General features: G+C 60.9%; 17 protein-coding genes and 2 pseudogenes. 13 read left to right on the forward strand and 6 right to left on the reverse strand.

All coding sequences use genetic code 11. From position 1 onward, the window contains the following. Positions 1-2: 2 nt before the first annotated feature. The 3 genes from AC3IX1_RS03655 (at position 3) to AC3IX1_RS03665 (ending at position 2,920) form a co-directional block, all read left to right on the forward strand. Positions 3-863: a MurR/RpiR family transcriptional regulator gene (locus AC3IX1_RS03655; RefSeq protein WP_489387170.1), complete on the forward strand. Its 861-nt coding sequence runs from the start codon at positions 3-5 to the stop codon at positions 861-863. A gap of 1 nt (position 864) precedes the next feature. Beyond that, complete coding sequence (locus tag AC3IX1_RS03660; RefSeq protein ID WP_489387171.1) at positions 865-2,322, forward strand: N-acyl-D-amino-acid deacylase family protein; 1,458 nt, start codon at positions 865-867, stop codon at positions 2,320-2,322. A gap of 229 nt (positions 2,323-2,551) precedes the next feature. Next, on the forward strand, positions 2,552-2,920 hold the full coding sequence (locus AC3IX1_RS03665) for a glyoxalase superfamily protein (protein WP_007994548.1): 369 nt from the start codon (positions 2,552-2,554) through the stop codon (positions 2,918-2,920). 4 nt (positions 2,921-2,924) lie between these two features. On the opposite strand, the gene gliR is transcribed toward AC3IX1_RS03665, so the two are convergent. Next, positions 2,925-3,953 carry an AraC family transcriptional regulator GliR gene (gene gliR / locus AC3IX1_RS03670; protein WP_489387172.1) on the reverse strand — a complete coding sequence of 343 codons (1,029 nt, stop codon included), beginning with the start codon at positions 3,951-3,953 and terminating at the stop codon, positions 2,925-2,927. Between the two features lie 210 nt (positions 3,954-4,163). Between gliR and AC3IX1_RS03675 the strand changes: the two genes are divergently transcribed. The 8 genes from AC3IX1_RS03675 to AC3IX1_RS03710 all read left to right on the forward strand — a co-directional run bounded on the left by AC3IX1_RS03675 (position 4,164) and on the right by AC3IX1_RS03710 (position 14,767). After that, positions 4,164-5,759: an FAD-binding oxidoreductase gene (locus AC3IX1_RS03675; protein ID WP_489387173.1), complete on the forward strand. Its 1,596-nt coding sequence runs from the start codon at positions 4,164-4,166 to the stop codon at positions 5,757-5,759. Between the two features lie 5 nt (positions 5,760-5,764). Continuing rightward, entirely contained in the window at positions 5,765-7,354 is a 1,590-nt protein-coding gene (locus AC3IX1_RS03680; RefSeq protein WP_489387174.1) for a glycerol-3-phosphate dehydrogenase/oxidase, read from the forward strand. A 20-nt stretch (positions 7,355-7,374) separates the two neighbouring features. Continuing rightward, the gene (locus AC3IX1_RS03685) at positions 7,375-8,943 is read left to right on the forward strand and encodes an FGGY-family carbohydrate kinase (protein WP_489387175.1); all 1,569 of its coding nucleotides are present in this window, start codon (positions 7,375-7,377) and stop codon (positions 8,941-8,943) included. Positions 8,944-9,182: 239 nt separating this feature from the next. Beyond that, the gene (locus AC3IX1_RS03690) at positions 9,183-10,472 is read left to right on the forward strand and encodes a phospholipase (protein ID WP_489387176.1); all 1,290 of its coding nucleotides are present in this window, start codon (positions 9,183-9,185) and stop codon (positions 10,470-10,472) included. 60 nt (positions 10,473-10,532) lie between these two features. Continuing rightward, positions 10,533-12,488 (forward strand): DUF1302 domain-containing protein, encoded by a 1,956-nt coding sequence (locus AC3IX1_RS03695; RefSeq protein WP_489387177.1) that lies wholly within the window; start codon positions 10,533-10,535, stop codon positions 12,486-12,488. A gap of 156 nt (positions 12,489-12,644) precedes the next feature. Beyond that, positions 12,645-14,018 (forward strand): DUF1329 domain-containing protein, encoded by a 1,374-nt coding sequence (locus AC3IX1_RS03700; RefSeq protein WP_489387178.1) that lies wholly within the window; start codon positions 12,645-12,647, stop codon positions 14,016-14,018. 87 nt (positions 14,019-14,105) lie between these two features. After that, complete coding sequence (locus AC3IX1_RS03705; RefSeq protein ID WP_046038645.1) at positions 14,106-14,351, forward strand: FitA-like ribbon-helix-helix domain-containing protein; 246 nt, start codon at positions 14,106-14,108, stop codon at positions 14,349-14,351. Continuing rightward, entirely contained in the window at positions 14,348-14,767 is a 420-nt protein-coding gene (locus AC3IX1_RS03710; RefSeq protein WP_489387179.1) for a type II toxin-antitoxin system VapC family toxin, read from the forward strand. Before AC3IX1_RS03705 ends, AC3IX1_RS03710 begins: the two co-directional genes overlap by 4 nt. Before the next feature lie 146 nt (positions 14,768-14,913). On the opposite strand, the gene AC3IX1_RS03715 is transcribed toward AC3IX1_RS03710, so the two are convergent. Both AC3IX1_RS03715 and AC3IX1_RS03720 read right to left on the reverse strand, forming a co-directional pair. Beyond that, on the reverse strand, positions 14,914-15,777 hold the full coding sequence (locus AC3IX1_RS03715) for a methyl-accepting chemotaxis protein (RefSeq protein WP_408003798.1): 864 nt from the start codon (positions 15,775-15,777) through the stop codon (positions 14,914-14,916). A 42-nt stretch (positions 15,778-15,819) separates the two neighbouring features. Continuing rightward, positions 15,820-16,833: pseudogene (locus AC3IX1_RS03720) on the reverse strand (methyl-accepting chemotaxis protein); the annotation flags it as partial. 260 nt (positions 16,834-17,093) lie between these two features. Here AC3IX1_RS03720 and pmrG point away from each other — a divergent pair. Together pmrG and AC3IX1_RS03730 are read left to right on the forward strand one after the other, a co-directional pair. Then, the gene (gene pmrG / locus AC3IX1_RS03725; protein WP_489387180.1) at positions 17,094-17,765 is read left to right on the forward strand and encodes a lipopolysaccharide core heptose(II)-phosphate phosphatase PmrG; all 672 of its coding nucleotides are present in this window, start codon (positions 17,094-17,096) and stop codon (positions 17,763-17,765) included. 31 nt (positions 17,766-17,796) lie between these two features. Further along, entirely contained in the window at positions 17,797-18,630 is an 834-nt protein-coding gene (locus AC3IX1_RS03730; protein ID WP_489387181.1) for a phosphatase PAP2 family protein, read from the forward strand. A gap of 233 nt (positions 18,631-18,863) precedes the next feature. Here AC3IX1_RS03730 and AC3IX1_RS03735 read toward each other — a convergent pair whose 3' ends face one another. The 3 genes and pseudogenes from AC3IX1_RS03735 to AC3IX1_RS03745 form a co-directional block, all read right to left on the reverse strand. Next, on the reverse strand, positions 18,864-20,270 hold the full coding sequence (locus AC3IX1_RS03735) for a DUF2252 domain-containing protein (RefSeq protein ID WP_489387182.1): 1,407 nt from the start codon (positions 20,268-20,270) through the stop codon (positions 18,864-18,866). A gap of 217 nt (positions 20,271-20,487) precedes the next feature. Beyond that, positions 20,488-20,655, reverse strand: a complete 168-nt coding sequence (locus AC3IX1_RS03740; protein ID WP_489387183.1) for a hypothetical protein — start codon at positions 20,653-20,655, stop codon at positions 20,488-20,490. Then, positions 20,652-21,377: pseudogene (locus AC3IX1_RS03745) on the reverse strand (zeta toxin family protein). Before AC3IX1_RS03745 ends, AC3IX1_RS03740 begins: the two are co-directional and overlap by 4 nt. Positions 21,378-21,520 lie beyond the last annotated feature (143 nt).

The following is a 21,520-nucleotide window of genomic DNA, read 5'->3' on the forward strand; positions in this document are numbered from 1 at the left end:
GCATGGACATCCTCTACCAGATCCGCGCCCGTCAGGACTCCTTCAGCGCCGGTGAAGGACGCATCGCCCGCTTGATGCTCGACGACGTAGGATTTGCCGCCTCCGCCAGCCTCGATGAACTGGCGCTGCGAGCAGAGGTCAGCAGTGCCACGTTGTCGCGGTTCGCCCGTACGGTCGGCTGTAAGGACCTGCGTGACTTGCGCTTGCAACTGGCCCAGGCCAGCGGCGTCGGCAGCCGGTTTCTCGACCCGACGGGCACGCCCGAGCAGTCGGCGTTCTACGGGCAGATCGTGGGCGACATCGAGTCGACCTTGCGCCAGCACCTGGCCGCGTTCGATGAGTCGCGTTTCGCCGATGCGGTGAAGCTGCTGGGCAAGGCGCGGATGATTCATGCTTTCGGCATGGGCGGCTGCTCGACCCTGTGCAGCGATGAACTGCAAGTGCGCCTGGTGCGCCTCGGCTATCCGATCGCGGTGTGCCACGATGCAGTGATGATGCGCGTCACCGCCGCCAGCCTCAGCGCTGAACACGTGGTAATTGTCTGCTCACTGACCGGGATCACCCCGGAGCTGATCGAAACGGTGGAGCTGGCGCGCAACTATGGCGCACACATTCTGGCCATCACCCGGGCCGATTCACCGCTGGCGCAACTGGCCGACATCGTCCTGCCCCTGCAAAGCGCCGAAACCTCGTTCATCTACAAACCCACGGCAGCGCGCTACGGCATGCTGCTGGCCATCGACGTGCTCGCCACCGAGCTGGCCCTGGCCAATCCCGAAGACAATCAAGAACGTCTGCGGCGGATCAAACTCGCCCTCGACGAATACCGCGGCGGCGACGATCACTTGCCGCTGGGAGACTGACATGCAGTACGACACGCTGATTCGCAACGCCCTGATCATCGACGGCAGCAACAGCCCCGGTTACCCCGCCGACGTGGCCATTCTCAACGGGCGCATCGAGCGTATCGGCGACTTGCGCGATGCCCGTGCCAGCGAAGAAATCGACGCGCAGGGCCATGTGCTGGCGCCGGGTTTCATCGACGTGCACACCCATGACGACACCGTGGTGATCCGTCAGCCGCAGATGCTGCCCAAGCTCAGCCAGGGCGTGACCACGGTCATCGTCGGCAACTGTGGGATCAGTGCGTCGCCAGTGAGCTTGCGCGGCGATCCGCCGGATCCGATGAACCTGCTGGGCACGGCCGCGGCGTTCGTTTATCCGACCTTCGGCAACTACCGCGCGGCGGTTGAAGCGGCGAACACCACGCTGAACGTTGCCGCACTGGTCGGCCACACGGCGTTGCGCAGCAATCATCTGGACGACCTGTTTCGCACCGCCACGGCGGATGAAATCAGCGCGATGCGCGAGCAATTGCGCGAAAGCCTTGAGGCCGGCGCCTTGGGCCTGTCCACCGGCCTTGCCTATGCCAGCGCCTTCTCGGCATCCACCGAGGAAGTGATGCAGCTGACCGAAGAGTTGACCGCGTTCGGGGCGGTCTACACCACCCATTTGCGCAGCGAATTCGAGCCGGTGCTGGAGGCCATGGACGAGGCGTTCAAGATCGGCCGCCATGCGCAAAGCCCGGTGATCATTTCCCACCTCAAATGTGCCGGCGCCGGTAACTGGGGGCGTAGTCCGCAGTTGCTGGCGTCCCTCGAAGAAGCGGCGAAAACCCACCCGGTGGGTTGCGACTGTTATCCGTATGCAGCGAGTTCATCGACGCTGGATTTGAAGCAGGTTACTGACGCCCATCGCATCACTATCACCTGGTCGACCCCGCACCCGGAAATGGGTGGCCTCGACTTGATGGACATTGCCGCCGAATGGAATGTGTCGCTGCTGGAGGCCGCTCGCCAACTGCAACCGGCCGGTGCGGTGTACTACGGAATGGATGAGGTGGATGTCCGCAGAATCCTCGCGCATCCGCTGTCGATGGTCGGCTCCGACGGCTTGCCGGAAGACCCGTTTCCGCACCCACGCTTGTGGGGCGCATTCCCCCGGGTGCTCGGACATTTCAGCCGTGACGTAGGACTGTTCCCGCTGCACACCGCCGTGCACAAAATGACCGGGTTGTCGGCGGCACGTTTCGGTTTGAAGGAGCGCGGTGAAATACGCGAAGGCCATTGGGCCGACTTGGTGTTGTTCGATCCGGCGACCATCCGGGATGTCGCCGATTTCAACGACCCGCAGCGGGCGGCGCAAGGCATCGAGGGGGTATGGATCAACGGTGTGTTGAGCTACCGCGATGGCCAGGCCAGCGGGCGCAGGGAGGGGCGGTTCCTGGCCCGGGAAGGGGATTTGCGCACGGGTTTTCAGTGAGTTTCGAGGACTGCGTCACAGTGATGGCACTTTGAAACTAAAGAATGGCGTTTCCGCGCCGAAGGACTGATATCAAATCCGACTACCATTGTTGTTCAATCATGTAGGAGCGAGCCTGCTCGCGATGGAGTCAAAGGCGCCGCGTTTAGCCAGTCAAAACGCGTTATCGTTAACGACCATCGCAAGCAGGCTCGCTCCTACAGGTCTTTCACCGTCTGGGAGCAACTCGATGAGCTTCGGCAAAACCACTCCGATCCTGCGTATTTTCGACGAAGCCAAGGCAGTGGAGTTCTACGTCGACTTCCTCGGTTTCAAGATCGACTGGCAGCATCGATTCGAAGCGAATTTTCCGCTGTACCTGCAAATCTCCCGTGGCGAATGTGTGCTGCACCTGTCCGAACACCATGGCGACAGCACACCGGGTTCCGCGCTGCGGATCGAGACGGATGAGCTGGAGAAGTTTCAGCAGCAACTGTTGGCCAAGGAATACAGGTTTTCCCATCCACAGATTCAGGCCATGCCTTGGGGCAGTCAGGATATGACCATCGCCGACCCGTTCGGCAATCGGTTGGTGTTTACCAACGCGATCAGTCTCTGAGCCTTCAGCCTTCGTTCGGCACCCGGTGGGTTTGGCGAAACTCGCCGGGCGGCATCCCGCGCCGGCTTTTGAACGTGCGGTGAAACGAGCGGGGTTCGGTGAAACCCAGGTACTGGGCGATGTCCTGAATCGGCAAGGTGCTGTTGAGCAGGTAATGCTCGGCCAGTTCCTGGCGCAGGTCATCGAGGATCTGTTGGTACGACGTACCGGCCAGATGCAGTTGGCGTTGCAGCGTGCGCACTGACACCGCGAGATGCTCGGCCACCTGCTCCTTGCGTGGCAGACCTTCCTTGAGCAACTTTCGCAGGATGCTTTTGACTCGCTGTTGCAGCGACGCGTCCTCCAGTGTGGCCATCAATCCCTGGGCATGTTCTTCCAGTGTGCGCAGCAATTGCGCATCGGCCTGGCGCAATGGCAGCTGCAAATACGGCAACGGGACAATCAGCGCCGAGTAAGGCTGGTCGAACCGTACCGGACAGTCGAAGAACTGCTCGTACTGTGCCAGCGTCGTGTCGGCCGGGCAGGCATGTTCCAGCCAGACGGCGGCCGGCGACATTTGCGTGTCGGCGATCCAGCGCGCGTATTGCAGCCAGGAACCGAGCACGTTTTCCACCAGGTGCCGGCGAATTCGCGGGCGCTGATGGCGGCATGTCCAGATCAGGTGCACCTCGCTGCCTTGTACCTCGGCGCGGCTGACGCCCATGTCTCCCACCAGCTTCTCGAACGGCATGATGCGGCTCATGGCGTCGCCCAGTGTCGCGCAGTTCATGGTGATGTAGCCCAGCACGCTCCAGGAGTTGGGCAACACAAAACGCGCGGCGTTGAGACCGAACAACGCATCGCCCGAGTGTTCGCAGAAATAATCGAGCAGCCGTTCATGGGCTTCACCCGGCAACCGCAGGCTGTTGTCACTCAACTGCTGTGCCTGCAACCCGGCAGCCGCCAACGCAGGCTCGATGGCCATGCCCAGTTGTTCGGCATGTCGCAGGTATTTGAGCAGCGGCGGAACTGAAGTGAAGCCCAGGGATTGCATGACCGTATTCCTTTGATCAAGGCCCGCGTGCGCGGATGAATGCACTGAAAGGTAATTTGAAACCACGGCTAAAGTAAATGGCTGACGCCTGCGCGACGTTTGACTCAATTGGCTACTCGAACTGGCCGGATGCGACCGTGACACTTTCGGACGGCTGACTAGTATGGGGGCCTGAAATATCACTGATCAGAACCGCAAAAGGACACACGCATGCGACGCTGGAACGGCTGGGGAGATGCAACCACGGTGGTCGAACTGCCGGCCCAGGGCGCGAGTTTTCTCGCCCGGCGGGTGGGTGACGGTCGAGCGCTGCCCGATGCGACGCTTGAGACGGCATTGGCCCGCGTACCCCCGTCGCGGTTGCAGCAACACTTCTTGTACAGCGTGGATGCCCATGATCGCTTGCTGCATGCTCGCGGCCAGAGCCTGCCGGACTGGCTGGCGTTGCGTGAGGGCGCGCTGGGAAATTATCCCGACGCCGTGGCCTATCCCGTGAGCGCTGAACAGATTCGCCGGTTACTGCTGCTCGCCCATGAACAGGACCTGTGCCTGATTCCTTATGGCGGCGGCACCTCGGTGGCCGGTCACATCAATCCGCCGAGTTCCGCGCGGCCGGTGGTGACGGTTTCCCTGGCCCGCATGAATCGCCTGCTGGACCTCGACGAAGAGAGCCTGCTGGCCACCTTCGGCCCCGGCATCAGTGGACCGCAGGTGGAAAGTCAGCTGCGCGCCCGGGGTTACACCCTGGGGCATTTCCCGCAGTCGTGGGAGCTGTCGACCCTGGGCGGTTGGGTCGCCAGCCGTTCCAGTGGCCAGCAGTCGCTGCGCTATGGGCGGATCGAGCAACTGTTCGCCGGCGGCACCCTGGAAACCTTTGCCGGACCTTTGGAAATCGCCTCCTTTCCGGCCTCGGCGGCCGGGCCTGATCTGCGCGAAGTGGTGTTGGGCTGTGAGGGCCGTTTCGGGATCATTTCCGAGGTGAAGGTGCGGGTCAGCGCACTGCCCGCCGATGAACGTTTCTATGGGGTGTTTCTGCCCGATTGGCCCAAGGCGCTGCAAGCCATCCGCCAGTTGGCCCAGGCGCGAGTGCCGCTGTCGATGCTGCGCCTGTCCAACGCGGTGGAAACCGAAACCCAGCTGGCGTTGGCCGGTCACCCGCAGCAGATCGCCTGGCTGGAAAAGTACCTGGCCCTGCGCGGCGCCGGTGAGGGCAAATGCCTGCTGACGTTCGGCGTGACCGGCAATCGTCGGCAAAATGCGCTGTCCCTGCGTCAGGCCCGGCAGCACCTCAAGGCGTTCGGCGGGGTATTTACCGGCACCTTGCTCGGCAAGAAGTGGGCGCAGAACCGTTTTCGTTTTCCCTACCTGCGCGAAAACCTGTGGAACGCCGGTTACGTGGTGGACACCCTGGAAACGGCCACTGACTGGAGCAACGTCGATAACCTGCTCACGCTGATCGAAAACAGCCTGCGCGACGCCTTGGCTGCCGAAGGCGAGCGGGTGCATGTCTTCACCCACCTGTCCCATGTCTACGGCGAAGGGTCGAGCATCTACACCACCTATGTGTTTCGCCCGGCGGCGGACTACCCCGCCACCCTGGCGCGCTGGCAGGCACTCAAGCAGGCGGCCAGCCAGACCATCGTCGACAACCACGGCACCATCAGTCACCAGCATGGCGTGGGTAAGGATCACGCGCCGTACCTGCGGCGTGAGAAGGGCGCGCTGGCGATGGACACCCTGCAGGCACTGAGTCGGCATTTTGATCCGGCCGGGCGACTGAACCCTGGCACGCTGTTGCAGGAGTAACGGCCATGAGCCTGGACTGGAACGCGGCGTGGCGCCAGCGGGTGCTGCCGACGCTGGCGGATGAAACCTGGGACCTGATCGTCATCGGCGGCGGCATCAGCGGCGCCGGCATCCTGCGCGAAGCCGCGCGCCGTGGCTGGCGTTGCCTGCTGCTGGAACAGCGCGATTTCGCCTGGGGCACCTCCAGCCGCTCCTCGAAAATGGTCCATGGCGGCTTGCGTTACATCGCCAAGGGTCAGTGGCGCCTGACCCGCGATTCGGTCCGCGAACGCCAGCGCCTGCTCGACGAAGCGCCGGGGCTGGTGGAGCCGATGAGTTTCATGATGCCGCATTACCGTGGCGGTTTTCCCGGACCGCGGGTGCTGGGTGGTTTGCTGTCCATCTATGACGCATTGGCCGGGCGGCGCAGCCATCACTTCCATGACGCGCAACAACTGCGTTATCTGGCACCCGGGGTGAAGGAAGATGACCTGCTGGGCGGCACCTGTTTTGTCGATGCGCTGACCGATGATGCCCGTCTGGTGATGCGCGTATTGGGCGAGGCCCGGGCCGACGGCGCCGTGGCGCTCAACGGCGTGCGCGTACAGCAATTGCTGCGTGAAGAGGGGCGCGTTTGCGGGGTTCAGGTCGAAGACTGCGAGGGGGGCCGATTACTGACATTGCGTTGTGGTGTGCTCGCCGTGGCCACCGGCGCGTGGGCCGAGCGCTTGCGCCTGCCCGACGCCCCTCGCCAGTTGCGCCCGTTGCGTGGCAGTCATCTGTTGTTGCCGGGCTGGCGTCTGCCAGTGGCGCAAGCCTTCACCTTCCTGCACGAGCGCGACCGTCGACCGGTGTTCGTTTTCCCTTGGGAGGGTGCCACGGTGGTCGGCACCACGGACCTTGATCATCACGGCGATCTGGACCAGAGCGCGAGCATCAGCCTCGAGGAGCTCGACTATCTGCTGGCGGCCTGTAGCCAACAGTTCCCCCAGGCCGAGGTGGTCGCAGCCGATGTGCTGTCGACCTGGTCGGGCGTGCGCCCTGTGGTGGGCAGCGCAGCGGGGGAACTCAAGCCGTCGAATGAAACCCGTGAGCATGTGCTGTGGCAGGAACCTGGTTGCGTGACCCTGGCCGGCGGCAAGCTGACCACCTTTCGCCCGCAGGCCATCGAAGTGCTCAAGGCCTGCGCGAGCATGCTCGACCGTCCATTCGTTGATGACGCCGCGCCGGTGTTTGCTGTCGTGCCGCCGCTGGCGATCCCTGGGCTCAGCGTCAGCCAGTGGCGACGACTGGCCGGACGGCATGGCCGTGACCTGCCGAGGCTGGCGCAACTGATCACCGAACTGAGCCACGACACCGTCGGCGGCACAGACACCTTGTGGGCGGAGCTGGCCGTTGCCTGCGATGGGGAAATGGTCCTGCACCTGGATGACCTGCTGCTGCGCCGAACCCGCCTGGGCCTGTTGCTGCCGTGCGGTGGCGAGGAATATTTCGCTGCCATTCGCCAACTCTGCCAGCCGCGACTGGGCTGGGACGATGAGCATTGGCAGCAGGAATTACAGCGTTATCGGGCGTTGTGGCAACGCCATCATGGTTTGCCGGATGCCGCGCATTGATGCCCATTGAAGAGAGCTCCATGGATAACCACCCGAACAAGCGTTACCTGTTGGCCATCGACAACGGCACCCAGAGCGTGCGCGCGCTGCTCTTCGACCTGCAGGGCAATCTGCTGGGCAAAGGCAAGGTCGAGTTGCAGGCCTATTATTCGACTCAACCCGGCTGGGCCGAGCAGGACCCGGAATATTACTGGGCAAAACTGGGTGAGGCCTGCCAATTGTTGTGGCAACAAACCGGCATCGATCGTTCACAGATTGCCGGTGTATCCCTGACCACCCAGCGCGGCACCGTGATCAACGTCGATGCCCAGGGTAAGGCGCTGCGCCCGGCGATCCTGTGGCTCGATCAACGTCAGGCCGAAGTCAAAGGCGGCATCAAGGGACCGTGGGGCTGGCTGTTCAAACTGGTCGGCGCGCAAGCCACGGTGGACTACTTTCGCGCCCAGGCCGAGGCCAACTGGATCGCCCGCAATCAGCCTGACGTCTGGGCGGCGACCGACAAATTTCTGCTGCTTTCGGGCTTTCTCACCCATCGCCTTTGCGGGCGCTTTGTCGATTCGGTGGGCTGTTGCGTCGGTTACCTGCCGTTCGACTTCAAACGCTTGCGCTGGGCCGCACCCAGCGACTGGAAATGGCAGGCGCTGGCGGTGCGTCCCGAGCAACTGCCGAGCCTGCACAAGCCCGGTGAAACCCTGGGCTACATCAGCGCCGAGGCCAGCCGCCACACCGGCATTCCCGAGGGGCTGCCGCTGATCGCCGCGGGTGCCGACAAGGCCTGCGAAGTCGTGGGTTCCGGTGTCGTCGACGCAGGCACCGTGTGCCTTTCCTACGGCACCACGGCGACGATCACCAGCACCCGGTCGCGCTACCTGGAAATCGTCCCGTTGATTCCGCCTTACCCGTCGGCGGTGCCGGATCAATACAACTGTGAGGTGATGATTTATCGCGGCTACTGGATGGTCAGCTGGTTCAAGAACGAGTTCGGCCTGCGGGAAATGCAGCAGGCCAAAGCCCAGGGCGTGGAGCCCGAGCAACTCTTCGATGCGCTGGTCGACGCGGTGCCGCCGGGCTCCATGGGGTTGATGCTGCAACCCTACTGGTCGCCCGGCATCCGCGAGCCGGGCGTGGAAGCCAAGGGCGCGATGATCGGCTTCGGCGACGTGCATACCCGCGCGCACATTTACCGGGCGATCCTCGAAGGTCTGGCGTATGCCTTGCGTCAGGGCATGGAGAAAATCGAGAAGCGCTCGAAGGTCTCGATCAAGCGCTTGCGCGTCGCCGGCGGAGGTTCGCAGAGTGATGCCGCGATGCAACTCACGGCGAACATTTTCGGCTTGCCGGCCGAGCGTCCGCATGTCTACGAAGCGTCCGGCCTGGGCGCGGCCATTTGCTGCGCGGTGGGCCTGGGGCTGCATGCGGATTTCCCCACGGCGATGGCCGCCATGACGCGGGTCGGTGCGGTATTCATGCCGCAACCCGAGGCGCAGCAGATCTATGAGCGACTGTACAAAGAGGTCTACCTGCGCATGTATCGACAGCTCAAGCCGTTGTACCAGAGCATCCGCAAAATTACCGGTTACCCCGCCTGAAAAAACACCGCAGATCCCTGTAGGAGCGAGCCTGCTCGCGATAGCGGTGTGTCAGTCAAAGTAACTGTTAGCTGACTCGCCGCCATCGCGAGCAGGCTCACTCCTACAATGTCCGGCGGTGTTTTCATGCCACCTGGCGTGGCGCTATCGGAGAACTTTTCTGGTGAGATCGGACAGTGTCAGGGGCAGGGTCGGTTGTTAGGCTCAACCCCCACGGCACATTCAATAAGAACCAGGCAATGAAGCTGACATTCCTCCTGTTGCTGCTTTGTGCAACGGCCCCTACAGCCTGGGGCTGGTCGAACCATACGGTGGGCAGCTACCTCGCGTTGCAGGACCTGCCGGCGTTGCGTGATGCACCGCAGGTCGAAGTCGAGCCGCTGGAACAGTTTCTTTCGCAGCAATACCAGGCCGTGAGGGCGCTGCTGGATGAGCAGGAACGCTTCGCCCGCGAGCACTTCGCCCAATACCCGCAGCGCCCCGACAACCTGCGATTGCCAGCCGTGCCTGGGGACAATCTGCGCCACGACTTTCTTACCGCACTGCGGATCAATCCCGGGATTCATCTGGCGATGGTCATCCAGCCGATGCCGGGCAAGGATCTGCCCGAGCGTGAGCACCTCAAGGCCGAACAAGTCATGGTGGCGCAGACGCTCTCACCGTGGAATCGCCAGCGCTTCATCGTTGTAGCTGACCATGAGCAAGTCGCGCCCCTGGCCGTGTTGGCCAGCGCCGCCGATGAGCCTGACTACGGCCACGACATCAACCTGTTCAGCGACAACCCGGGCGAGGTGGGCGCGTTGTACGGCTTCGGCCCGCAGCCTTTCGGTGACGCGCGGTTTCAGTACAGCTCCCAGGCGCCCTTTCATATGGGCTTCTTCCATGAAAGCCCGGTGGTGTACGCCGCTGCCGGATTTCTTCAGCGCAGTTGGCCGGACTGGCGCGCTTATCAGTACATGGGCTTGGCGCGACTGGCGTTTGCCACTGGCCATCCTTATTGGGGTTATCGATTTCTCGGTTGGGGCCTGCACCACGTTCAGGACCTGACCCAGCCTTATCACGCCAAGCCGCTGCCGGGTGTCGAATTGGCGAGCCTGCTGGTGCTGGAAGGCAAGGCCCTGGCCGGCTTCGATGCGGACAAACATGCTGCCATCGAGCGGGTCGCCACCCGGCACATGGAAGTGGAGAAATATCAGTCGACCTGGCTTCGTCGCCTGCTGCGCGCTGGTCAGGCACACCCGATGCTCGACGCTTATGCCGATTCTGCACAGGACGCCCGTTATCCGCCGTACTCGGTGGACTACCTGCGCGAAGTGGTGAGTGCCGAGTCCGTCGACCAATCCGCGGCGTTTGATCAAGCCATCGGCCAGTGGCTGGACACAGCGCCGATCACCAGCGATTTCAGCAACGGTAATCAGCTGCAGCGCGAAGACTTCGACCATCCGGTACTTAACCAGCAGCTGTTCAAACTGCTGGGGCATTTCGGCGCCCACAGCCGGATTTACGCCCGTACGGGATTGGCGCCATAGCCATCGCAGCAACGGTTTCAGAAGACAAAAACAATAAAACCAGGGAAAGAGGAAAGGATCATGAGCACTCGATTTCGCCTGTCTGGCGCGGCGCTTCCCGGCGTGGGCCTGGCAGGGCTGCTGCAACTGTGCGCGGTCGACGGCGTGCAGGCCAAGGAGTTCAGCGTGCTGGACAACCAGGTCACCGGTTCATTCGACAGTACCTTGTCCTATGGCCGCTTGTGGCGTGTCCAGGGCCGGGACAAGAACAACGATGACGTCAACACCAACGACGGCAATCGCAACTTCGACACCGGGCTGGTTTCCGAAGTGTACAAGATCACCTCGGAGCTCGAGGCCAACTATCAGAACTACGGGATGTTCGTGCGCGGCACCGCGTTCTATGACACCCAACTGATGGACAAACGCAACGATTACTACCGCAACAACAACCCGTCGCAACCCAGCCAGAGTTTCCCGCAGGACGACCACTTCACGGACCAGACCCGCGATATCGCCGGCAGCCGGGTGGAGATGCTCGACGCCTACCTTTATGGCAACTGGGACGTCGCGCAGATGCCACTCACGGCACGCATAGGGCGCCAGGTGTTCAACTGGGGCGAAGGGATTTTCTACCGTGGCGGGATCAACACCACCAACCCGGTGGATGCGGCCAAGTACCGTCTGCCCGGGGCCGAAGTCAAGGAAGTGCTGGTACCGGTGGAAGCGCTGAGCTTCAACATCGGCCTGACCGACAGCCTGACCATGGAAAGCTTTTACCAGACGAACTGGAAGGAAACCCGCATCGACCCAGTCGGCACGTTCTACTCGCAGACGGACCTGTTCGCCGACGGCGGTAACACCGCCTACAACAACTTCAGCGGTACCGCGCTGGACACCCCGGTGCCTGGCTTCGGCAACGTGATCGATCTGTACAGCGCGCTGGGCAACAACCCGCTGCTCAACCAGGCCCTGAGCACCACCGGCCTGTACGCCAACGGGGTCACCCCGGCCTTTGGCAACACCGTCAAAGTGGCCACGGTCGGCAAGGATTTCAACGCGCGCAACGACGGCCAGTTCGGTTTCGCTTTTCGCTACATCGTAGAAGAGCTCAACAGCACCGAGTTCGGGTTGTACATGGTCAACTACCACGCCAAGGAACCGACCATTTCCGCCGATCTGGGTGGGTACCAGGGTATCGACATGAATGCCCTGACCAACCTGTTGGCCGGTGTCGCCGGCAGTCAGGCGGGGCAACTGGCCAACGGCCTGGCGACCATGGACGTGCTGGGCAATATCCAGGCGCATCGGCGCTACGCCGAAGACATCCGCATGTACGGCTTCAGTTTCAACACCACCCTGGGCCAGGCGTCGGTGTTTGGTGAAGTGGCCTATCGGCCGAACCTGCCCATCGGGGTCGCCGCCACCAACGACCTGATCGGCGACCTGGCCAACGGCGCCGCTGCAGCGGCAGGCGGCCAGACCATCAACATCGGCGGGCAGCAGGTCACGCTCGACAGCCAGATCAATAACGCCGAACGGGTGGAAGCGTTCAACACGTCCATGGGCACCATTTACAACTTTGGCCCGAGCCTGTCATTCGACTCGCTGTTCGGCGTATTCGAGCTGGCGTCCGAGCACCTGCGCGGCAGCAGCCTGCAATACACCGCGTATGACGGCAGTACCCGTTACTACGCTGGTACCGGTAACTTTTCCTATGTGTCCGGCGGCGAGCGCAGCGACCAAGTCAACCGCAATTCCTACAGCTACACCGCGATGCTCAACGGCACCTGGAACGACGTGTATGCCGGGGTCAATGTCTCGCCTTATGTCGTCTACAAGGATGACTTCGAGGGCAACAGCTACCAGGCGGGCAACGTCATCGAGGGTCGCAAGGCCTACACCCTGGGGATCAAGGCCAACTACCAGAACAAGCTGGAGGCTGAGCTGCAATACACCGAGTTCTACGGTGGCGGGCAGGACAACGGCCTGCGTGATCGCGACAACGTCGGCTTCAACCTCAAGTACTTCTTGTGAGTTCCAACTCATCCCCCTGTAGGAGTGAGCCTGCTCGCGATGACGGACTTTCAGTCGAAGTTGATGTTGGCTGGCACACCGCTATCGCGAGCAAGCCCGCTCCCACAGGGGATCTGCTGTGTTTTGCAGACCAGCTGGATTTTTCGGAGAACGATCATGTTTCACACTTCACGACTGACCAAGACCACGCTGGCACTGTTCCTGAGCCTGGCCGCCGGCAGCGCGCTGGCCGCGGTCACGCCACAGCAGGCCGAGCAATTGAAGACCACGCTGACGCCGATGGGGGCCGAGCGTGCCGGCAACGCGGCCGGGACCATTCCGGCATGGAACGGCGGCATCACCCAGGCGCCGGCGGGCTACAAGCCCGGCCAGCATCACCTGGACCCCTATGCGGCAGACAAGCCGCTGTTCACCATCACCAAGGCCAACCTTGAACAGTACAAGGCCCACCTCAGCCCGGGTCAGATCGCACTGTTCAACAGCTACCCCGACACCTTCCAGATGCCGGTCTATCCCTCTCGCCGCTCGGGCTCGGCGCCGCAGTGGCTGTATGACAACACCTTGAAAAATGCGACCTCGGCCAAGCTGCTCGATGGCGGGACCGGTTTTGCCGATGCCTATGGCGGTGTGCCGTTCCCGGTGCCCAAGGATGGCATCGAGGTGCTGTCGAACCACATCACCCGTTATCGCGGCATCTATGTGGTCCGTCGTGCCTCCGAAGCGCCGGTACAACGCAACGGCAGCTTCGCGCTCGTGACCTCGCAGCAGGAAGGGTTTTTCAACTATTACCGTCCGGGCGGGCAGTTTGCCGACCTGAAAAACATCCTGTTTTACTACCTGGCATTCGTGAAGAGCCCGGCCCGGCTGGCGGGCGGTGCGGCACTGGTTCACGAGACCCTGGACCAGCTCAAGGACCCGCGCCAGGCCTGGGTCTACGACGCCGGCCAACGCCGTGTGCGCCGGGCGCCGAACCTCGCGTATGACACCCCGATCGCCTCATCCGACGGCCTGCGCACGGCGGACGATACGGACATGTTCAACGGCTCGCCAGACCGCTACGACTGGAAGCTCAAGGGCAAGCAAGAGGTCTATATTCCCTATAACAATTACAAAGTCGGCAGCCCTGAGGTGAAGTACGAGCAGTTGCTCACACCGGGCCACCTCAACCCGCAATTCACCCGTTATGAGCTGCATCGGGTCTGGGTGGTCGAAGGCACGCTCAAGCCGGGCGCGCGGCATATCTATTCCAAGCGCGTGCTGTTTCTTGACGAGGACAGTTGGGGCGCCGCCCTGGTGGATCAATACGACGGGCGAGGGGAGTTGTGGCGGGTGTCGATGGCCTACCTGAAAAACTTCTACGACCTGCCCACCACCTGGAGCGCGCTGGACGTATTCCATGACTTGCAGGCGCGTCGTTACTACGTGCAGAACCTGGATAACGAAGAGCCGGCCACAGTGGACTTCGCCCAACCGGTGCCGGAAGACGCGTACTTCATGCCGTCGGCATTGCGCCAGCGCGGGACGCGGTGATTCTGGCCATTCGGAAGATGGCCGGGTTTTGGTTTGCCAGGATGTGCTAGCCTGCAATCAATGATTTCATTGATTGCATGAGGCATCATGGCCAGCATCACAATTAGAAACCTTGATGAGAAGCTCAAGGAGCAGCTGCGCATCACGGCGGCTCATAATGGACATTCCATGGAAGAAGAGGCTCGCCTGATTCTGGGCAGGGCCTTGGCGACTGTTGATCGCGCCGGTGGACTTGGAAGCAGGATCCGCAACCGATTCAGCGCTCTCGGAGGCGTCGAGCTTGATCTGCCAGAGCGTTCAGAGAAAGCGACGGCGGTGGATTTTTCTGAATGATAGTGCTCGATACCAACGTTCTTTCAGAGTTTATGCGAGTCGAGCCTGAAACCCGGGTGCTTGCCTGGGTTGATGCGCAGCCGGCGATGGATCTGGCAGTCAGTGCGGTAACGGTGGCGGAAATACTCCACGGCATCGCACGCCTGTCTTCGGGCAAGCGCAAACAAAAACTTGAAGCCCATGCCATGGCCATGTTCGAAGAGGACTTTGCCGGACGCATTTTGCCGTTCGATGCCCATGCCGCTGTTGAGTACGCAACGCTGACAGCCGGTGCTGAAGCAAATGGACGTGCGGTTTCAATGGCAGATGCGCAAATTGCCGCCATTTGCCGAAGCCATGGGGCTGCCATAGCCACCCGCAATATTCGCGACTTCGGATTTCCCGGGATTGAGGTCATCAATCCTTGGGAGGCCTGAGTATCTTCGCAGTCAGATAGATAGCCATCGCGGGCAAGCCACGCTCCCACAGGGTTTTGGGTCGTTCACAGATTCTGTGTTCGACTCTCCACCTGTGGGAGCGAGCCTGCTCGCGAAGGGGTCTTTCATTCACAGCAAGGCGAATGTCAGACGCGGAAGTGGCTCACCATCTGCTGCAACTGACCACCCAACCGCGCCAGCTCAATGCTGGACTTGGCGGTTTCATCGCTCGCCGCTGCGGTCTGTTCGGACACGTCGCGCACGTTGATGATGCTGCGGCTGATTTCTTCGGCCACGGCGCTTTGCTGTTCGGCAGCGGCGGCGATCTGCTGGTTCATCGACTGGATGTTGGACACCGTGCGGGTGATGTTTTCCAGTGACTCGCCGGCCTTGCGGGTCAGGGCCACGCTGCTGTCGGTGAGGACGCGGCTGTTGTTCATCACGGCAGACACTTGTTGCGTGCCGTTCTGCAGGCCGGCCACCAGGCCTTCGATTTCCTCGGTGGATTTCTGCGTGCGCTGGGCCAGGCCGCGGACCTCGTCAGCCACCACCGCAAAACCACGACCGGCTTCACCGGCACGGGCCGCTTCGATGGCGGCATTGAGCGCCAGCAGGTTGGTCTGTTCGGCGACGGCCTTGATCACGTCCATGACGCTGCCGATCTTGTCGCTTTCCTGTTGCAGCACGCTCATGGCTTCGGTGGAGCGCACCACTTCGCTGGCCAGGCGCTCGATCTGGGCGATGGCTTCGTTGACCACTTTGTCACCCTCACGGGCTTCGCCGTCCGCCGCCGCAGCGGCTTGCGAGGCTTCTTCGGCGTTACGCGCAACTTCCTGCACCGTGGCGGTCATTTCGTGCATCGCTGTGGCGACCTGATCGGTCTCGACTTTCTGGCTGTTGACCCCGGCACTGGTCTGTTCGGTCACGGCCGACAGCTCTTCGGCGGCGCTGGCGATCTGGGTCACGCCGTCGCGGATGCCGCTGATCAAGTCGCGCAGGGTTACGCCCATGCGCGCGATGCCTTGCTGCAATACGCCGAGTTCGTCGCGACGGGTGACCTGCACGTTGTGGGACAGGTCACCGCTGGCGATGCGGTCGACCACCGCCAGGGTTTCGCGCAATGGGCGGGTGATCTGGCGGGTGATGACCACGGCGGCAATGATGCCCACCAGCAAAGCCAGCAACGTGCTGATCAGCTGCAGAGTGCGCGCCCGGGCGCTTTCGGCGTCACGGCGGTCGAGCTGGATCTGATACAGCTGATCGCTCTGGGAGACGATGGCGGCGCCCTGTTCAGTCATTTCCTTGCGCGCTTGCACCGCGTCATTGCTGGCGGCCTTGTAGGTCTGCAAGGCGCTGCGGTAGTTGCCCAGCGCGGTTTCCAGCTGACGCAGGGCGTCTTGTTGGGAATCGGCGAAATGCATGTTCAGCGGTTTCAGGCTGGCGATGGCGGCGTCCAGTTGGCCGACGGCTTTTTGCTCGGTCTCGGCATTGGTACTGGCGGTGTAGCCGCGCACTTCGTAGCGGGCCAGCAGGAACGCTTCCTTGGCCGCGGTGATGGCCTGGAACTGTTCGAAGCGCTGGTCGCTCAATGGCATTTGCTGCACGCGGGCATTGATGTCATTGATCAGCGTGTTGGCGGTTTCGGCGTTGGCACTCATGGCGTCGCGGGCGCTGTTGCCGGCGCGATAGGCGCTGCGCATCTTGCCCAGGGACGTCCTGTAGGCGTCGATGACGGCGCCTTGCTCGCGCAGCAGCTTGAGGTTTTCCGGGCTCTTGAACTTCGCCAGCAGGGCTTGCTGCTGCGCCGAGAAGGCGTCGAGGGTGGTCTGCACGTTCTGCGCGGCGGTTTCGTCGCCGTTGGTCAGCATGTATTGCAGGCGAACCACGCGCAGCTTGGTCAGGCCGGCGTTGAGCTGGGTGATGTCGCTCATCCAGTTGCTGCGGTCGATCAACCCGCCCAGGCTGGTCCAGCCGGTCAGGGCCAGGACGCAGGTCAGTGCCAGGACCAGGCCAAACCCCAGGCCCAGTTTCAGGTTCACGCTGATGTTGCCGAACCAGCTATTCATCACATTCCTCCAGGAACTTGATACTTCTTTATCGTCGGTTGGCTGGAAGATTGTTTTTTTTGGAAGCCGCCAAGCTATGTAAGCAGGATGTATCGGCAGCAATCCCGGGAGCTGAAAGGATTTTTCCGATCGGATTCTGTAACAAGATTTTTACAGCGCTTTTAAGCTTTTTTTCACATGGGTTTCACCAGTCACCGACGCACGTTTCTTTAACCTGCCGGGATCTAATGAGGTAGCGCGTGCCGGCGAGGCGGCTTGATGTGGAATTAAGACTGAGTCTTTTCGGGATAAAACGCTCGATCGATCTGAACCGCTTCGCCCGCTATCGCAACGCTGCGGTGGTGTTGGCCTCGGCGTTGCTGGTGATCCCGTTGACGGTGTTCCTGCTGCGACCTGCCGCCGTTGCGGACCTGGCTCACGGCAATGTGACCGGCGCACAGGCGTTGATGACTGGATGGGCCAAGGGCGACGTCATCGTGCTGGTGCGCCACGTCGAGCGCTGCGATCACTCCTCGGCGCCTTGCCTGGTTGGTAACGATGGCATTACCGAGCGCTCGCGCCGTGTCGCCATGGGTGTTGGTGCGCACTTCCAGAACCTGGGCCTGGACAAGGCCGATATCTACAACAGCCCGATCCTGCGGACGGCGCAGACCGCCAACTTCATGTTCGACAAGGTCGGCACGGGCGAAGACTGGTTGATCAGTTGCAAGGGCACCATGCTGCGCGACGCGTTGGCGCACAAGGTGGCCGGGCGCAACCTGATTCTGGTGACCCACAGCGAATGCATGGACCAACTGGAAAAAGACCTCCATTTGCCGACTTCGACCCTGGGTTACGGGGCCTCTTTGTTTATCTCCACCGAAACGCCGCACACTCCGCGCATGCTTGGCTTTATCGAAGCCTCGGATTGGCCGACGGTGACGCCCCGTTGAGTTTCACCATCCCTTTGAATCAGGACTGAGCATGCTGACCGCTTCCCGCTATCGCTTTTACTGGATGAATTTTGGTATTCCGCTGGCCTGCGCGGTCGTGGTGTTCCTGATGTTCGACATGACCAGCATCGACATCGCCTTCAACAATTACTTTTTTGATCCGGTGACGCAGACGTACCCGTTGGACCAGGTCCATCTGTTTGAAAAAATCACCCACAAATGGGCGCGGATCATTCCGAACTGGACCGGTGAAATTGCGATTGTCGGTGTCTTGCTGTCGTTTTTCTGGCCACGCCTGAAGGCTGAAAAGCACGCGAAAATCATCGCCTTCCTGGAAAAAATCAAAGTCGCACCGGTGCTGCGCTTTGCCAACCGCCACCGTCGTGACTTTCTCTACGTGGTGTTCGCGTTCTCCATCAGCACCGGGGTGATTCACTACCTCAAGGGCCACACCAGCGTGTATTGCCCGATCGAGACGAGCCTGTACGGCGGCAAGATGGAGCACATTGAGTGGTATGAAAATTTCGACCTGCTGAAAGTTGCCGGCGAAGGGCGCTGCTGGCCGGGCGGACATGCGTCGGGCGGTTTCACCATGCTGGCGTTGTACTTCGTGGCGCGCCGTTATCGCTGGCGCTATTCGAAAGCGATCATGTACGGCTCGCTGACCCTCGGTTTCATCTATGGCACCACACGGGTACTGCAAGGGTGGCACTACATGTCCCACACCTTCTGGGCCGGAATCTTCGTGTGGCTGGCGTGTTTGCTGACGGCGCTGGCGTTTTACGGGCGAGCGAGGCTGGAACAGCCCGTGCTTTCCAAGGCGCAACAATCGGTGGCGTCAACTCAGGCCCAACCAGCGAATTGAGTTGTTGTTGAACCGCAAAACCCGCATCTCGAAAGAGGTGCGGGTTTTTTGTCGCCCGAGGAAACCTTCAGTGAGTCTCGGATTGCGAATTCGCAGACAAAAAAAAGCCCGCGGGAGGGCGGGCAAACCGTAGTTTCTTGAATGAGCGAGTGCAATGTACAGGCAGTAACGGAACCGCGGGGTGAAGAAAAATTCATCTGGATCAAAGCCCTGTACCAGAGCTTGCGACACCGCTACGGCAAATGATCCGCGGCAAAGTCGGCTTCCGACCGGGCACGCAAGCGGCCCTTGCGGCAGGCTTGCTGGAACCGCTCGAAATCACGCTCGTTCTGCTCGGTATAGCCCTGGGCATATTTATAGAGCGCGTCGGCCAGTGCATCGCTCTTGCCGATGTAGCCGCTGTTCACCGCCGCGTGCCCGGAAGACTTGGCATGGGCGCGAGCCAGGGCCCGGCCGCAGAGCCGGCCATAAGCGGCGAATGCGTCGCCATCGAAGGTCTCGAGTTCGGCGGAGATTTTCATGTCGCGCAATTGCCGCACATAGAAATGCCGCCCGCTGGGACCGGTGGTCCAGCCGAGAAACAGGTCACTGGCCGATTGCATCAACCGCTGGCCGTCGACCACCCGTTGCCCCTCATGCCGCACCCGTGACCTGGTCTTCACGTAGCCGGCGAGCACCGAGCGTCGCGCTTCCTTGAATTGCAGGAACAGCGGGAACTCCTGATCGTCGGTCAGCAGCGCCACCAGGCAACGGGTGCCGACACTGCCCACGCCCACCACTTTGAACGCCATGTCCTGAACGTGAAAACGCGACACCAGTTCACGGCGATCCGCTTGCAGGGTGCCACGGTAGTCACGCATGAAGGTGTCATAGAGCGGACGCCAGTCCGAGAGGCGCAACCAATCGTCATCGGCATCCAGTAGCGTGGTGTTTTTGTGCAGATGGAAAATTTCCGGCAGGTCATCGCGAATGATCAGACGACCATGGGCGTCGCGCTCGCTGATTTTCGGCAGCAGTTCGGCGTGGGTGCGCCGTTCGGCTTTGGCGATGGCGCGTTCCACATGCTCCATCGTGCCTTTGTTGGCCTGAGCGAGCAGATCGTCATAGCTGATGGACTCGTACCAGGTTTCCAGCGAGCTCTGTTCGGCGCACTCCAGCATGGTTTTTTGATAGGCGCTTACCACGTCATGGCAGATGTTTTCCTCAACGGATTCCCCATGGCGCAAGTCGCGGGCGGCCACCAGGAAACTCGCCACCAGACGTTTCAAGTCCCATTCCCACGGCCCGGGATGGGCTTCGTCGAAGTCGTTGACGCTGAACAACAGGTTGCGCTCCGGCGTTGCGAAACCGCCGAAGTTCATCAAGTGGCTATCGCCACAAATCGGCGAAACCAGCCCCATGCTCGAGGTGCCCGCCAGGTCGTGGGCCTGCAGCAGCGCATTACCGCGATAGAAGGTGAACGGTGACACCAGCATCCGTCCGTAGCGCAACTCCACCAGCGATTTGATGCGTCCTTCACTTGACGCCTTGATCAGCGGTATGGGGTCGCGGTCGACCTTGCCCAAGGCTGCTTGCGAACTGCGGGAGCACTTCTTGCGCGCATCCTTGCCTTGCTTCAAACGGTCGGTGAGGGTGGTCATGGAGGCCTATTCGACAGGGGTTACAGGGCGATTGCGGATTGAGTGTAGAAGGGCTTTGCGGGTTCGTCCGAAACCACGTTCATGTATCCGTGTTGTGCTGCGATGACCGCGAGGACGGTGACTACGTGCCAATCGAGTGCGAAGCACGCCATTTAATATTCAGAGAACACAACAAAAAAGCCCGACAATTTGTCGGGCTTCATTTTGGCGCGGTCAGTTAGCTTCGTTTCGCTTCGGCTTCCATCATCACAAGATTTTGCAGCCTCGTAGCTTCAATCAACACTTCGCTATAGACACGCTTTTTCTGTTCCGACTTGGCGTTGCGAATAAAGTCAGCAAAGGAGCTTTTGGCGCCCTTGGAAAGACCTGGCTTGATCGAAATCATTGATGTGCTCCTGATCCTAACCCGAGCCTGGCCATTAAATCAGCCCGCGTGAATTGCTCAGGGATATGGTAGTCAATTTTATCGACCCCGGCTTTGTAAAGACGTCCCGAATTGTCTATGTGCTTGATTAGCAGATCCACATGAACGTCGCTCCCGTACTCTAGCTTAAGAGTATTTACCACGTCACGCGCTGCGAAATACTGGTCGATGAAATGCTCAGCTCGGATTCGTCGCCCTTCGAACTCCTCGCGAGCTTTGACGAACTCCCATGCAAGGAGCGGATTTTGGTAAACGTAAAGAATCTGCACGAACCGGCCCTTGCGCAAAGAACGCTCCACATTTCTTCGTGCTACATCGATGTTGGAAAATGTTCCATCCAGCACAAATGATTACCTCTGGTCGAAAGCGTAATCCAGAATTTTCTCGACAAAAATTGACACCCCGTTTTGGAAGATCCAGGCGTTTCCTCCCGCGTAGTCGGAAAATTCACTACGAAACTCATCAGGATCAATCCTCAGAATCGCTGTATCAGCAAACAGGTTTACCAGGGCGATTGAAGCTTCTGTCTTTCCTGCTCCAGGCGAGCCGGCCATGAATACTGAAACAGGATCTTGCTCAGGAGGGTATAGCGCTCGATCGGTTCGGCGCTTGGCTATGGTTTTCTTGTGCAATCTAGCGAAGGACATGGCTTGTTCTTGCATGAGCAATTCGGCAGGAGTCATCGTTCATTCCTTTGGTTTGAAGCGCATCAAAGGTGAAACAACAGAAGCGGTGAATTCGATTGAAAAGTCAGCGTACATGGCCGCCTATCAAGCTCCAGTCCATGAGGGGGACACAGCTTGAGGGAAATTTCCTAGAAGTGAGT

Source organism: Pseudomonas sp. KH_046_2 (assembly GCF_057838985.1).

Excerpts from the sequence above, each read along its gene's own strand:
- AC3IX1_RS03655 (WP_489387170.1), top strand. The coding sequence starts at position 3 with ATGGACATCCTCTACCAGATCCGCGCCCGTCAGGACTCCTTCAGCGCC.
- AC3IX1_RS03660 (WP_489387171.1), top strand. The coding sequence starts at position 865 with ATGCAGTACGACACGCTGATTCGCAACGCCCTGATCATCGACGGCAGC.
- AC3IX1_RS03665 (WP_007994548.1), top strand. The coding sequence starts at position 2,552 with ATGAGCTTCGGCAAAACCACTCCGATCCTGCGTATTTTCGACGAAGCC.
- gliR (WP_489387172.1), bottom strand. The coding sequence starts at position 3,953 with ATGCAATCCCTGGGCTTCACTTCAGTTCCGCCGCTGCTCAAATACCTG.
- AC3IX1_RS03675 (WP_489387173.1), top strand. The coding sequence starts at position 4,164 with ATGCGACGCTGGAACGGCTGGGGAGATGCAACCACGGTGGTCGAACTG.
- AC3IX1_RS03680 (WP_489387174.1), top strand. The coding sequence starts at position 5,765 with ATGAGCCTGGACTGGAACGCGGCGTGGCGCCAGCGGGTGCTGCCGACG.
- AC3IX1_RS03685 (WP_489387175.1), top strand. The coding sequence starts at position 7,375 with ATGGATAACCACCCGAACAAGCGTTACCTGTTGGCCATCGACAACGGC.
- AC3IX1_RS03690 (WP_489387176.1), top strand. The coding sequence starts at position 9,183 with ATGAAGCTGACATTCCTCCTGTTGCTGCTTTGTGCAACGGCCCCTACA.
- AC3IX1_RS03695 (WP_489387177.1), top strand. The coding sequence starts at position 10,533 with ATGAGCACTCGATTTCGCCTGTCTGGCGCGGCGCTTCCCGGCGTGGGC.
- AC3IX1_RS03700 (WP_489387178.1), top strand. The coding sequence starts at position 12,645 with ATGTTTCACACTTCACGACTGACCAAGACCACGCTGGCACTGTTCCTG.
- AC3IX1_RS03705 (WP_046038645.1), top strand. The coding sequence starts at position 14,106 with ATGGCCAGCATCACAATTAGAAACCTTGATGAGAAGCTCAAGGAGCAG.
- AC3IX1_RS03710 (WP_489387179.1), top strand. The coding sequence starts at position 14,348 with ATGATAGTGCTCGATACCAACGTTCTTTCAGAGTTTATGCGAGTCGAG.
- AC3IX1_RS03715 (WP_408003798.1), bottom strand. The coding sequence starts at position 15,777 with ATGGGCGTAACCCTGCGCGACTTGATCAGCGGCATCCGCGACGGCGTG.
- AC3IX1_RS03730 (WP_489387181.1), top strand. The coding sequence starts at position 17,797 with ATGCTGACCGCTTCCCGCTATCGCTTTTACTGGATGAATTTTGGTATT.
- AC3IX1_RS03735 (WP_489387182.1), bottom strand. The coding sequence starts at position 20,270 with ATGACCACCCTCACCGACCGTTTGAAGCAAGGCAAGGATGCGCGCAAG.
- AC3IX1_RS03740 (WP_489387183.1), bottom strand. The coding sequence starts at position 20,655 with ATGATTTCGATCAAGCCAGGTCTTTCCAAGGGCGCCAAAAGCTCCTTT.